The sequence below is a fragment of the Pseudoalteromonas sp. S3260 genome (assembly GCF_005886925.1).
Lineage (GTDB): Bacteria > Pseudomonadota > Gammaproteobacteria > Enterobacterales > Alteromonadaceae > Pseudoalteromonas > Pseudoalteromonas tetraodonis.
In genome coordinates this window covers 14,961-28,090 of the sequence record NZ_PNCV01000153.1, presented here as the reverse complement: position 1 = coordinate 28,090, position 13,130 = coordinate 14,961, and the positions used below count along the sequence as shown (strand labels likewise).

The window sequence follows — 13,130 nt, the reverse complement described above, 5'->3', positions numbered from 1 at the left end:
CGTTGATTTTTTCATAGTTCCAGTTTCTCAAGTTATTGAGTCTCTGGCAAACACGGGGCGATTCAGCCACAGAATTGTTACAGCGCAGTGTGTAAACACAGCCAGAAACTGGACTGACATTGGTACTAAACGATGACTGAGGCGAAAGCCAAGGGCCTTAATTAATCATCAATAATGCTTAATTAAACTGCCTAAATTCATATGGCATTCTTTACCTAAGCCATGGTGCATATTCACACCAATCGAGATCATTACTGGGTGCGTAGCCATATTTAAAATGAGTTTAAATAATAAAAACACTTGGTTTTTGAATAAAAAGATCAAGAAAACACAGCTGCCTGCTTGACCAGAGCTTTCTAATGGGTGACCCCTTTTGTTCACATCCTTACATGGGTATAGGTTTTTCTGATTCATTAGCTTGATTAAATAGTATCTGCCTCGCATGCTCAGCTAGAATCCAAGTCATTGGGTGCAGATCTTTATCAACCTGATGAGTATCAAAGCCAGTCAAATGATCTTTTTTAACTTGTAACTTATTTGTACACAACGCAAGCAATATTTCAGGTAGTCCTTTAGATTCCTCAGCTTCCGGTAATTTGAGCATCCTTTCAATCAAAGAGCCAACAATTCTACTCTTATCATCTGCTGCACTATAATCAAGCTCTCTTGATTTTGCAGTCCTTAGAATACTGGCTTGGATAATCCCTTCATTGAACCGATCAAATAGTAAAGGATCAAGTTGTCGAATTATGTACCCCTTACCTAATGGAACTGCTCCACTATCTTTTGCTACAGTTCTTAACCGTTGCAAAACAGAAGATATAGTGAAATATACTGTGGCCTGGTGTTTAAAGTAGTGGTCATTGTCACCTTTATTCCAAAAAGCAAATGTCGGCCCCAACACTAGTGGTTGATTTTGAGGCGACTTAAGAAATAGCTTTTCTCCTAACCCTTGATTATGAAAAGATGCAGCACTTCTTAATAGCTTGTCCCTTGCATTAAGCTCACTCAATAAATTCCCATCGCTCGAATGTTTGGCTTTAAGCAGCTTCAAAAGCTCTAGTTCTTTTTCCCAGCTATTTTCTTTATGTTCATTTATTGGTAAAAGCATCTTTTCAATAACATGAAACTGGTGAAAACCACATGGACCTTCAGAAAATTTTAAGTCCATTTGAAGTTTTTTAAACTCAGGTTCACTATTATATTTTGCGAACCCGACAATATAAGTAATAGGTAACTCATTATATTTACGCAGAGCCCTACTAATGTTAAGTAGAGACTTTCCTGACTCTAACGAACCAGCTACAACCACAATGCCTTTGCTTGGAGTTACTGTTTCTGGGATTTCACCATCGTAAACATTAACGTCTAAATGTAACTCTGATACATTGCTTTTAATAAGCTCTGCTAACTCTTTTGCACCTTCATCTTTACAATGGATTACGCAATCAGTGTTTAAGGGAAAGAAACGATGGATATTATTTTTAACTTTTGCCTTAAATTTATCTTGTTCAATAACCTTACTAACGTCGATAAAATATTCTGGCGTAGGTGTTTTGGTACCGTTTACACCATCATATAGACACCTAAATGCATCAAGGTCTTTATATTGATGAATAAGCTCCCGTAGAACTTTGTCTGAATCAACAGCCAAAGGTAAATAACTCTCTGTATGTGGTGCTTCAAAGACAAATCGACTTTTATTAAGTGCAATAGGAATAGAATGCTCCTTTAAACACATCGGGCATTCATTTTCATCATAAGATTCAAAATGTTGAAAGTAAGATTTACAGAACTTATTTTTATATTGCTCAAACTCCACAAGAACTTTTTGTTCACCATCATTAACCTGTGTCATGATTACCGAAACCAGCGAAGCTTGTTCTAATGAGATGTTTTTCTTCAATTTTTCAAATAAGTTATTGCTGGTAGAAGCTGAAATTAAAACTAGCGTGTTTGCATCTGAGCTAAATTCGTATCCATCAATACCACCATAACTCCCAAAAGAATCTATCAATATGGTGTCAGTAGTATTTTTAAAAGCTCTAATGATGTTGCCTAACTCATATGCTAGCGGAAAAATACCAGAGGTATCCACATAAATTTTATTGATATTAGCAGGTATCATTTTTAATAAACTAATAGCAATAAAGGTAATTTCAGCTGAAGATTCCAGTAAATTTTTTACATCAATAAATTTATTTGTGTGCTTTCCGGAAGGCTTAATGAAGTGAATATTTGAATGAGCTTCAATTATCAAATTACGGCTAGTAATAATGTTATACATACCAAATTCTATCAAGCGTTCAATATTGGCATTAGATAATGGCGGCTTAGTTTCATTAAAAATAGATATATCACAGCTACCATCGCGCTTTATAAAGCAGGTATGAAAATTTAATTCTTGAAAGCTATTGATTCTCTCTTTTAGTATTGATTGAGCATCATCATTTAACAACTGACTAGAAACATCTTGTTTATTAAACTCAGGTGCAATAAAAACAATATCTCGTGTAAAAATTGATGATTTAAATTGAGTTACCATTTCATCGCAAAATGCTTCGAAGTTGAATGCTCCTCCCGCATAAAAACAAACCATAACATTGGGCTTATTTGAACTAAGATCCGTTTTGTAAAAATAAAAATTTTTCATCGTAGAGGCACCAAGATACTGCAAGCTAAACCTTCAACTGAAGCAAGCTTATAAAAGTTGTTTTCTGATTTGTTGTTTTCGTCAAATAGCGAAAGAGGCTCTGACTCAGCTTCTCTCAAAGGCTGCAAATTAAAGTCACGGTAAACGCCAATTCGGCCAGTCCGAAATGAAATAAAACCATGTCTTTGTGCCAATACATTCTTCACGTTATTTAAACCACGCCCAACTCCACGAGAGTCAGATTTGGACGTAATACCTTTAGCAAAAGACTTTTTAACCACACCGACTTCATCTTCAACACTAACGTTTTCATTATTCGTTGATTGAAGGGTTTTAAAAATTCCTTCTCCGCTGTCAAAGACTGATATCTCTAACATATGTACAGTTCTATCATCCGTTCTAATGCCCTCTAAGTAATCTGTAATCGCAGTGTTCTCTCCGCCAATACTTTCTGAAGGTTGTTCTTTGGTAATAAGCTTGTAATCAATGATCAGGCCTCTAACTGATTTGCTAACCTTACCTGTATTAATCTCCAGCTTTCCGTGCTGTTCTGTGTTTTCTATTAGTTCATAAATAGCGTGTCCCAAATCACTAAGTTGACGTTCAGTTACATTAGACTTTATTGGGCTAAGCTCAACAATACGCTCAAGCAATTTCGTATAGAACTCGCTTTGCTTTAAAGAGTTGCTCCCTACACATGAATAAAAACAACTTGGAAAAGCGTATTTTTTTATCGAGTGATCAACGGCAAATAGTTGAACTCTTTGCCCTGTTCTATAAATGGATTCATTTAACCGAGCTTGTAAATCAGCATTAATTCTAGATTTAAGTTCTACTGGATTTTTTTGTTCATTTAAAACAATATCTTTTTCATACACCTCATCAGACATTAACGTCGAAGTTAAACAATGAGGCGAACTTAGTAAATCAGCGACTGCACTTTCTTTTGATGATTCAAATTGAAAAAACTTAACTTTTTTATTTGGGTTGTGTTTAAGTGCCGTAATAAATAGCTGACAAATTCGAGGTAATAAACCTAAACGCAACGTTTTAAATTGCTGAGGAAGGTTTATTACATCATCGCCAATTTTTTCATACAGCTGTTCTATTTCATCATTTGTAATTATTGATGGTACCTTCATCAATTCACTCCATTCAATGCTTTTTTACCATAGCTTCAGTGGGTAGCAATCCATAGGGTTTAGCCGTGAATTTTATCAAGACCGATATCAGTCTAACACCACTATCACGTCATCACACCCTCAGAATAAGCAATTGTTGAGTAATTCATTCCTGGATGAAATGAAAGCCATGCTTGCACATGGATGTGCTTTCATGGCGTTTACGTTCACATCAATTGTATTTTGAAGGATTAAGCGTGATGCTCGGGTGCGCTGGGAGGTGACGAATAACCGAAGCGCAGCTTCGCAGTATGAGGAAGTGGAGGCATGGATGCCGACAGTAATCCAGCTTCAGGGATGAATTGCTTGCAGCAGAGTCAATTTGAAAAACGATCCCTCTTTGGCTGCCGTCGCCAGCGCGATAAAACCTTGAATAAGGTTTCTAATTCCTCAATAAGCCAAAAGCAAGCAAAGTATGCGCCTTCAACAATTAAACACCTTTTGGGCTGTCGCCCAACACGCCAGCAAGCTCTGCGTCTACAATGTTTAAACACACAAAAAAGCCGTTGCATTGCTGCAACGGCTTTTATAATTTTGATAAATCCCACTCTACAATGGAAATTTTTTCAAAAAATTAGTCGCGGTATGTCTCAATCGGAGGACATGCACATACTAAATTACGGTCGCCGTATACGTCATCGATACGCGTAACCGTTGGCCAGAACTTATCTTTAGCAACCGCTGGTACTGGGAAGGCAGCGTAAAAACGGTCATACGCGCGGTCCCATTCATTACCTAACACATCAGCTTGTGTGTGTGGTGCAAATACCAGTGGGTTGTTTTCGATAGACCATTCACCTGAAATGATTTTATCAATTTCACCTTTAATCGATACCATCGCTTCGATAAAGCGGTCAATCTCGCCCTTAGACTCAGATTCTGTTGGCTCAATCATTAATGTGCCCGCTACTGGGAACGACATCGTTGGTGAGTGAAAACCATAATCTTGTAAGCGCTTAGCAACGTCCATTTCAGTAATGCCTGAGGCTTCTTTTAATGGGCGTAGGTCAATAATACATTCGTGGGCAACGCGATTGTTACGGCCACGGTATAAAATTGGGAAGTGCTTGCTAAGCTCATTGCTTAGGTAGTTAGCATTTACAATCGCCATTTCTGTCGCTTGTTTTAAGCCCTCAGAGCCCATCATGGCAATGTAAGCCCATGAAATAGGTAAAATAGCTGCAGAGCCGTAAGGCGCTGCCGATACTGCGCCGTTACCAGCATTAGTACCTGGTACGTTAATTACGCTGTGGTTTGGCATAAATGGCGCAAGGTGCGATTTAACACCAATTGGACCAACACCTGGGCCACCGCCGCCGTGTGGAATACAGAAGGTTTTATGTAAGTTTAAGTGCGATACGTCTGAGCCAATAAAGCCTGGGCTAGTAACACCTACTTGCGCGTTCATGTTTGCGCCATCCATGTAAACTTGGCCACCGTGCTGGTGAACAATTTCACATAATTCACGAATTGTTTCTTCGTATACACCGTGGGTAGATGGGTACGTTACCATGGCACATGATAGGTTTTCAGACACCTCAGCAGCTTTGGTTTTTAAGTCTTCCATGTCGATGTTGCCGTGTTTATCACAGTTAACAACTACAATTTTCATGCTCGCCATTTGTGCCGACGCTGGGTTAGTACCGTGCGCAGAACTTGGAATTAAACATACATTACGGTGCGCATCCCCTCGTGACTCGTGGTATTTACGAATGGCGATTAGGCCTGCGTATTCACCTTGTGCACCTGAATTTGGTTGCAGTGAAACCGCGTCGTAACCGGTAATGTTAACTAGCCAATCGTGTAGCTCGTTAATCATTATTTGGTAACCTTCTGCTTGGTCTAGCGGGCAGAATGGGTGAAGGTTTGCAAATTCAGGCCAGGTAATTGGGATCATTTCAGCGGTCGCGTTGAGTTTCATGGTACATGAACCTAACGAGATCATAGAGTGATTAAGCGCTAAGTCTTTGTTTTCAAGGCGCTTAATATAGCGAAGCATATCTGTTTCGCTGTGGTAGCTGTTAAAGTTTGGATGCGTTAGGATTTCATCATCACGCACTAGGCTTGCAGGAATAGAGTCGCTGCCATTTGCTTCAACATCCGCAGCAATTGCATCTACGCTTAGGCCGTGGCCTTCGCCTAAAATAATATCAAATAACTCGGCAATGTCTGCACGTGTTGTGGTTTCTGATACTGAAATTGAGTACTCACCCGCATGGTTAGCAGCAAAGTTAACACCTTTAGCCACAGCACGGGCAATCACGTCGGCTTTGTTTTCATCAACAACAGTTAATGTATCAAACCAGGTAGTGTGCTTAAGTGCCACGCCTTTTGCTTTTAAGCCAGTTGCTAAAATATCAGCAAAACGGTGTATACGCTGCGCGATGGTTTTTAAGCCTTGCGGGCCATGGTATACCGCGTAAAACGCCGCCATGTTCGCTAGTAATACTTGCGCAGTACAAATGTTTGAATTGGCTTTGTCGCGGCGAATATGTTGCTCACGGGTTTGCATTGCCATACGCAGTGCATCGTTACCTAAACGGTCTTTTGATACACCAATAATACGCCCTGGTAATGAACGTTTGTAAGCATCACGTGTTGCAAAAAATGCAGCATGTGGACCACCGTAACCCATAGGCACACCAAAACGCTGAGCAGAGCCAAGTACTACGTCGGCGCCCAATTTACCTGGTGCTTTTAATAGTAATAAGCTCATGATATCGGCTGCCACACAGGCAATCGCTTTTTTGCTTTGTACGCCAGCAATTAGGTCAGTTATATCAACAATTTCGCCTGATGTTGACGGGTATTGAAATAACGCACCAAAAATGTCGTGGTTCACGGCATCAGCGGCTTTACCTACAATAATTTCAAAACCAAATTGCTCTGCTCGGGTGCTCACTACGTCAATGGTTTGCGTGTGTACGTCATCGGCAATAAAGAACGCATTGGCTTTTTTAGCTTTAGATACACGTTTTGCAAGGCCCATTGCCTCGGCTGCAGCAGTTGATTCGTCAAGCAGTGAAGCACTTGCTAAATCTAGGCCGGTAATGTCTAAGGTCATAGTCTGGAAATTTAATAGTGACTCTAAACGCCCTTGTGCAATCTCTGGCTGATACGGTGTGTACGCTGTGTACCAACCCGGGTTTTCAAGTACGTTACGTAAAATTACGTGCGGTACGTGAGTTGGGTGGTAGCCTTGGCCAATATACGATTTGAAAACTTTATTTTTGCTTGCTACTGATTTTAAGTAGCTTAGTGTTTCAACTTCGGTGCGGCTTTCGCCGATATTAAGACCTTGCTCAAGACGAATACCAGCAGGTACAGTTTGACCGATCAGCTCTTCAACGCTCGATACTTCAAGAGCGCTAAGCATGTCGTTTACTTGCGCTGGGCTTGGCCCAATATGGCGGCGAATAAAATCTTGCTTTTGCTCTAATTGTTCAAGAGATTTGGCGTTTGACATGTGTCCAGATTCCTATGATCCTAAATACTAATGGGTAACTAGTATTGATTAAAATATGTGATGATTTGGCAACTTACTGGGTATGGTAATAAGCTGTAAAATCATAAAAGCCCCAATGTTTTAAATAGAGGGGCTTTTAACTAATTAACGATTACTCTTCGTCAATAGTGTGTGCGTAGCCTTCTGCGTCGAGCAAGTTATCAACTTCAGATTCGTCAGATGCTTTAATGCGGAATAACCAACCGTCGCCGTAAGCGTCGTTGTTTACTGTTTCTGGAGAATCTTCTAGCTCTTCGTTAATAGCAACAACTTCACCGCTAATTGGTGCGTAAATGTCTGATGCTGCCTTTACTGACTCTGCTACTGCACAGTCTTCGCCTGCATCGACTTCGTCGCCTACTTCTGGTAATTCAACAAATACCATGTCGCCAAGCAGCTCTTGGGCGTGCTCAGAAATACCAACAGTGTAAGTGCCGTCGCCTTCATTACGAACCCACTCGTGTGAAGGTGCGTATTTTAACTCGCTAGGGATATTGCTCATTTTGTTTCATCCTTTGGTTTAGATTGGGAGAATACCAATAAATGAGGGTGACCTATTTACTGATATAACCAAATTATTTAGATTATTGATTTACCGTTACGTACAAAGCCCGATTTAACTACTTTTACGTTAACTAATTTTTTACGCATTTCTACTTGAGCTGTGTCGCCGGTTGAACGTGGCACACGTGCTAATGCAACACTATAGCCCAATGTTGGTGAGAATGTGCCAGATGTAATAACACCTTCGCCACCATCAACAATTACTTTAGAACCACTGCGTAGTACGCCTTTTTCTTCAAGAATAAGACCTACTTGCTTGTGAGTACTTTTTTCTGCACGTTGCTTTACCAAAACATCACGACCAATAAAGTCACGATCTTCTGGTTCCCATGCAATAGTCCATGCCATGTTAGCTGCCAGTGGTGATACGCTTTCGTCCATATCTAGGCCGTAAAGGTTCATACCTGCTTCTAAACGTAGTGTGTCGCGCGCGCCTAAGCCCGCAGGCGCTACACCGGCATCAAGCAATTGCTGCCATAAATCGGCTGCTTGCTCGTTTGGTACTACAATTTCGTAACCGTCTTCGCCAGTATAACCTGTTGTAGCAATAAATAAATCACCGGCTTGAACACCAAAAAATGGCTTCATGCCTTCAACTGCAGCTTGCTGGTCTGCGTTTAAAACCTGGGCAGTTTTAGCGCGTGCATTAGGGCCTTGTACTGCAATCATGGCGAATTCTGGGCGCTCAGTAACCGTTACTGCAAAGTCACTCGATACCTTAGCTAAATGTGCTAGGTCTTTTTCACGGGTCGCTGAGTTAACCACTAAGCGATAAAATGTTTCGCTAAAGTAGTAAATAATTAAGTCGTCAATTACACCACCTTGCTCGTTAAGCATGCCGGTGTAGAGTGCTTTGCCAGGTACTGTTAATTTAGCAACGTCGTTAGCCACAAGCTTGCGTAAAAATGCTTGTGCTTGCTCGCCTTGTATATCAACAATGGTCATGTGTGATACGTCGAACATGCCCGCATCATTACGTACGGCGTTGTGTTCTTCTATTTGTGAACCGTAGTTAATTGGCATTTCCCAGCCATGAAAATCAACCATTTTTGCGCCGGCTTCAAGGTGCTTTGCATGTAATACTGTTTTAGAAGTCATAATATTCCTTCACTTTTAAATTAACCCATGTGTGTGGGCGTGGCCTCAATTGAATGAGGGGGAATAACATGGTAGCCATTAATACGCCTACCAAATTGTAATCTTTAACAAAAATATGTTTAACGAATTAAACAGCTTAGGTGTTAGTAACACTAAAGCCTTGTTGCTGCATATACTGTTGCCACTTATCAAGCGTAGGCGTTTTAGCAATCACTATAAACTGCTGCTCGTTGTTTTTATCTACCGCGGTAACAAACACTTCGCCACTTTGCGCGCCATAACAAAGCTGCGCATCAGCAAGGCGTAAGCCAGGTGTTAATTTAAACGCATCAACTAAGGTATCAAAGGCGTTGCTACCGGTTAAGGTAAAGGTTGCTAAATCGGTGCGTACCACAAAGTCGATATCGTACCTAAGCTGTTGCTCGTTAATGAGTGCTTGTAATTGCAAGCTGGCATTTACTGGGAGTACAAATCGAAAGGCGGTTTCGCTAAAGTAGTAAACGGCGTAGCTAAAATCAGAATTTAAATCGCCATCCAATGTGCCTTTAAAGCCAAAGCCACTGGCGGTTAGTTTGGTGAGGTCATGACCTAAAATAGCACTTAAAAATACCGATGCTTCACTGCCGCTAAAATCAATAACAACGTGGCTGTTATTAGCTTGTAAGGCATTAATAACCGCGCTGTTAGCGTTGCTATGGCGGGCAAACATTATCGGGTTAAAAGTCATAACAAATACCTATCTATCTTTAATAGCAAAAGTATATTGCGCAAGGCTTACAACAACAAATTGTAATTACTTATCAATTGATAAATAATACTTATATATATAGCCATATAAATAGTAATTTTAAATATGAAAAACATTTCAACCGACAGTTTACGCACATTTGTTATGGTGGTTGAGGTAGGTGGATTTGCCAAAGCAGGCGATTTACTTGGCCTTTCGCAACCGGCGGTAAGCTTACAAGTAAAACGTTTAGAAGACTTATTAGGCTATAAATTATTTAAAAAGCAGGGACAACGCCAAGTACTTAATCAATATGGTGAACTGTTACTGCCTATGGCAAAACAAATGGTGCAACATAACGATGCCATCTTACAGTTGTTCACCTCAGAAAGTGTCACTGGTAAAGTGCGCCTGGGGATCCCTAGCGAATTTGCAGCACGTATTTTACCTTCTATTATTGGCGACTTTGTGGCGCTCTACCCTGATGTATCGTTAGAAGTGAAGTCACGTTTGAGTAAACACTTACTTTCGGATGAGCGCCAAGATCAATTTGATTTAGTACTGGCGCTAAATGAGCAGCTTGACTCAGAAAAATTCCCTATTTTTATTCAAGACCAATTAGTGTGGGTTGGCGATCTTTCACTGGCGCAAAATGAAACCGTTACCTTAGTAACAGCGCCTGAGGGCTGTATTTACCGACGCAGAGCAACCCAAGCGCTTGAAAAAGCAGGTATTAAATACCGTATTGTTTACAGCAACGCCGATTTAACCGGTTTAATTGCGGCGTTAAAAGAAGGTTTAGGTATTACTGTACTGGCAAGAAGTACGGTGCCGAACGATTTAACCTTTCAATTACACACTAAAAATTTACCTGCGCTTGGTAGCATTGGCATTAGTTTAGTTAAAACTGCCCGCGAACCTGAAAACGCCGTGTTTAAACTCGCTGAGTTTATTAAGTTGCGCTTAGGTTACCCCACTGCTTAAATAACCTGGACTCTGGATAATAAATCTATCTCAAGCAGCGTTCAGGTTAAATTAACCGCCACCAGCCAATACATTATCCCTGTTTTTATAAAACAAAAATAAACACCTAGTTAAAAATGTTATAAAAACAGCCTGTTTTTACGACAAATGTAAATGATAGTAAAACTTAATAATATTGATTCTCATTCGTTAACATGTTTAAATTACGCCAATTTCAGTAGTTGAACTATTTTTAGGGTAATCAATGTCACATAAACTTTTAGTTTCTTCGTTAACTGCAGCTATTGCGCTGTCTTTAAGCACAACAGCAATGGCAAAAGATGCCGACAAAGTTGAGCGTAACTTTGAACAAATTACCGTTATTGGCTCACAAGCCGCTATTAACGATATTCCAGGATCTGCTACGTTTATTTCAGATGCAGAATTGCAAAAATTCGAATTTACCGATATTTCTCGCGTATTAGCATCTGTACCTGGTGTTTACGTGCAAGAAGAAGATGGCTACGGCCTGCGCCCTAATATTGGTATGCGCGGTACAGGTACTGGTCGTAACGACAAAATTTCTGTGATGGAAGACGGTGTACTTGTTGCTCCGGCTCCTTACTCTGCGCCATCGGCTTACTACTTCCCTACTATGGGGCGTATGGAGTCAATTGAAGTACTAAAAGGTGCTGCCTCTGTTAAATACGGCCCGCGTACAACCGGTGGTGTATTAAATTTACTTTCTCGCAGCCTGCCAACTGAGCCAAATAGCTCAACAGGCATGCTAGATGCAGCCCTTGGTAGCGATGGTTATTACAAAGGTCACGCTTACTTCGCAAAAGAAAAAAACAACACTGCAGGCTTAATTGAAGTGTTTTCTTACGGCGCTGATGGCTTTAAAGAATTGTCAGTAGGTGATGACAACACTGGTTTTGAAAAAAACGATGTATTGGTAAAGTTTGGCCATACCTTTGGTGAAAACGATGCGCATAACATTGAGTTCAAAGTAAAGTACTCTGAAGAAACATCAGACGAAACCTACATGGGTTTAACCGATGCCGATTACCAACAAAACCCGTACCGTCGTTATGCGGCATCGCAAAATGATGAAATGAACACTCGCCATAATGCATACCAAGTAAACTATGCATACCGTTTTGGTGAAGGTTATGAAGTTTTAGCAACCGCTTATCTAAACGACTTCCACCGTAACTGGTACAAAGCAAGTAGTGTTGGTTCAAGCACACTTGAGCAATACAGCGAGTTTGAAGCAAACCCAACGGCTGCTGGTATTGAAAACATCGGTGTTAAAGCTAATAACCGTGACTACCAAGCCAAAGGTGTACAGTCTGAATTACATATCCCAGCGGGCGATCACTACATTACGGTTGGCGTACGTTACCACGAAGACGAAATGGATCGTTTCCAGTGGGAAGACAAATACACGCTTAATCAAGATTTAAGCATGACTCTTACCTCACAAGGCGCTCCTGGCTCTAACAGCAACCGTTTAGACAGTGCAAAAGCAAGCACGTTATTTATTCAAGACGAATGGACAATGGATGCATTAGTAATGAGTGCTGGTCTTCGTTATGAAGACATAACTATTACCCGTGAAGAGTGGGCTAAGTCAGATCCAACCCGTAGCCTAGGCTTAACAAAAGATATCTCTAACGATACTGAAATTTTAGTACCGTCTTTAGGCGCTACTTACACACTTAACGACAATGTTACGTTACTTGCTGGTATTCAAAAAGGTTACGCCCCTGCAGCACCGGGTAATGCCGACCAAGACGAAGAAGAAAGCGTCAACATCGAGTTTGGCTCTCGTTTTAATGCGGGCGGTTTTAACGGTGAAGTAATTGCGTTTTACTCTGATTACGACAATATGCATGGTAACTGTACTGCATCAATAGGTTGTAATGACGATAACATTGGTGACCAATACAACTACGGTGAAGTAGAAGTATCGGGCTTTGAATTTAGCGCAGGTCGTACGTTTAATACTGCATCGGTTGCGTTTCCAGTAAAATTAACTTACACCTACACAGATTCAGAATTTAAAAACACGTTTGATTCAGAAATTTGGGGCTCAGTAGAAAAAGGCGATGCAATGCCTTACGTACCTGAGAACCAGGTTGCTTTATCGTTTGGCGCAGAAGTGAATAACTTTGTGGTAAATAGCCAAATACGTTACGTGTCTGATGCACATGCTGATTTAACTAACTCAGGCTTAAATGCGATTGATAGCCGTGTTGTATGGGATTTAGCTGCTAAGTACTTAATCGACGAAAACCAAAAAGTATACCTAAGCGTAGATAACTTGTTTGATAAAACCTACATTGCTAACCGTGCAAATGGCGGTATTCAACCTGGTAAGCCACGTTCAGTACAAATGGGCTACTCTTACAGTTTTTAATAAAGTGCTAACTTAAA

8 protein-coding genes are annotated in these 13,130 nt (G+C 40.6%); 2 read left to right on the top strand and 6 right to left on the bottom strand.

Annotation, left to right across the window (positions count from 1 at the left end; translation table 11 throughout):
* Nucleotides 1-385: 385 nt before the first annotated feature.
* The 6 genes from CWC14_RS17385 to CWC14_RS17360 form a co-directional block, all read right to left on the bottom strand.
* Nucleotides 386-2,653, bottom strand: a complete 2,268-nt coding sequence (locus CWC14_RS17385; RefSeq protein ID WP_138564144.1) for a hypothetical protein — start codon at nucleotides 2,651-2,653, stop codon at nucleotides 386-388.
* Nucleotides 2,650-3,795, bottom strand: coding sequence for a hypothetical protein (locus CWC14_RS17380; RefSeq protein WP_138564142.1), 1,146 nt, complete (start codon nucleotides 3,793-3,795; stop codon nucleotides 2,650-2,652). Before CWC14_RS17380 ends, CWC14_RS17385 begins: the two co-directional genes overlap by 4 nt.
* A 613-nt stretch (nucleotides 3,796-4,408) precedes the next feature.
* Nucleotides 4,409-7,300, bottom strand: coding sequence for an aminomethyl-transferring glycine dehydrogenase (gcvP, locus tag CWC14_RS17375; RefSeq protein ID WP_033104353.1), 2,892 nt, complete (start codon nucleotides 7,298-7,300; stop codon nucleotides 4,409-4,411).
* A gap of 151 nt (nucleotides 7,301-7,451) precedes the next feature.
* Nucleotides 7,452-7,841: a glycine cleavage system protein GcvH gene (gcvH, locus tag CWC14_RS17370; RefSeq protein ID WP_076922426.1), complete on the bottom strand. Its 390-nt coding sequence runs from the start codon at nucleotides 7,839-7,841 to the stop codon at nucleotides 7,452-7,454.
* A gap of 77 nt (nucleotides 7,842-7,918) precedes the next feature.
* A complete protein-coding gene (gcvT, locus tag CWC14_RS17365) occupies nucleotides 7,919-9,001 on the bottom strand; it encodes a glycine cleavage system aminomethyltransferase GcvT (RefSeq protein WP_013464090.1) in 1,083 nt (360 codons plus the stop codon).
* 136 nt (nucleotides 9,002-9,137) lie between these two features.
* Nucleotides 9,138-9,728 (bottom strand): hypothetical protein, encoded by a 591-nt coding sequence (locus tag CWC14_RS17360; protein WP_069440118.1) that lies wholly within the window; start codon nucleotides 9,726-9,728, stop codon nucleotides 9,138-9,140.
* Nucleotides 9,729-9,854: 126 nt separating this feature from the next.
* Here CWC14_RS17360 and CWC14_RS17355 point away from each other — a divergent pair, with 126 nt between their 5' ends.
* Together CWC14_RS17355 and CWC14_RS17350 are read left to right on the top strand one after the other, a co-directional pair.
* Nucleotides 9,855-10,712 (top strand): LysR family transcriptional regulator, encoded by an 858-nt coding sequence (locus CWC14_RS17355; protein WP_138564140.1) that lies wholly within the window; start codon nucleotides 9,855-9,857, stop codon nucleotides 10,710-10,712.
* A 244-nt stretch (nucleotides 10,713-10,956) separates the two neighbouring features.
* A complete protein-coding gene (locus CWC14_RS17350; protein ID WP_138564138.1) occupies nucleotides 10,957-13,113 on the top strand; it encodes a TonB-dependent receptor family protein in 2,157 nt (718 codons plus the stop codon).
* The last annotated feature ends 17 nt before the right edge of the window (nucleotides 13,114-13,130 follow it).

Bases quoted from the DNA above. Each gene is read 5' to 3' on its own strand.
- CWC14_RS17385 (WP_138564144.1), bottom strand. From the start codon at position 2,653: ATGAAAAATTTTTATTTTTACAAAACGGATCTTAGTTCAAATAAGCCC.
- CWC14_RS17380 (WP_138564142.1), bottom strand. From the start codon at position 3,795: ATGAAGGTACCATCAATAATTACAAATGATGAAATAGAACAGCTGTAT.
- CWC14_RS17350 (WP_138564138.1), top strand. From the start codon at position 10,957: ATGTCACATAAACTTTTAGTTTCTTCGTTAACTGCAGCTATTGCGCTG.
- gcvP (WP_033104353.1), bottom strand. From the start codon at position 7,300: ATGTCAAACGCCAAATCTCTTGAACAATTAGAGCAAAAGCAAGATTTT.
- gcvT (WP_013464090.1), bottom strand. From the start codon at position 9,001: ATGACTTCTAAAACAGTATTACATGCAAAGCACCTTGAAGCCGGCGCA.
- CWC14_RS17360 (WP_069440118.1), bottom strand. From the start codon at position 9,728: ATGACTTTTAACCCGATAATGTTTGCCCGCCATAGCAACGCTAACAGC.
- gcvH (WP_076922426.1), bottom strand. From the start codon at position 7,841: ATGAGCAATATCCCTAGCGAGTTAAAATACGCACCTTCACACGAGTGG.
- CWC14_RS17355 (WP_138564140.1), top strand. From the start codon at position 9,855: ATGAAAAACATTTCAACCGACAGTTTACGCACATTTGTTATGGTGGTT.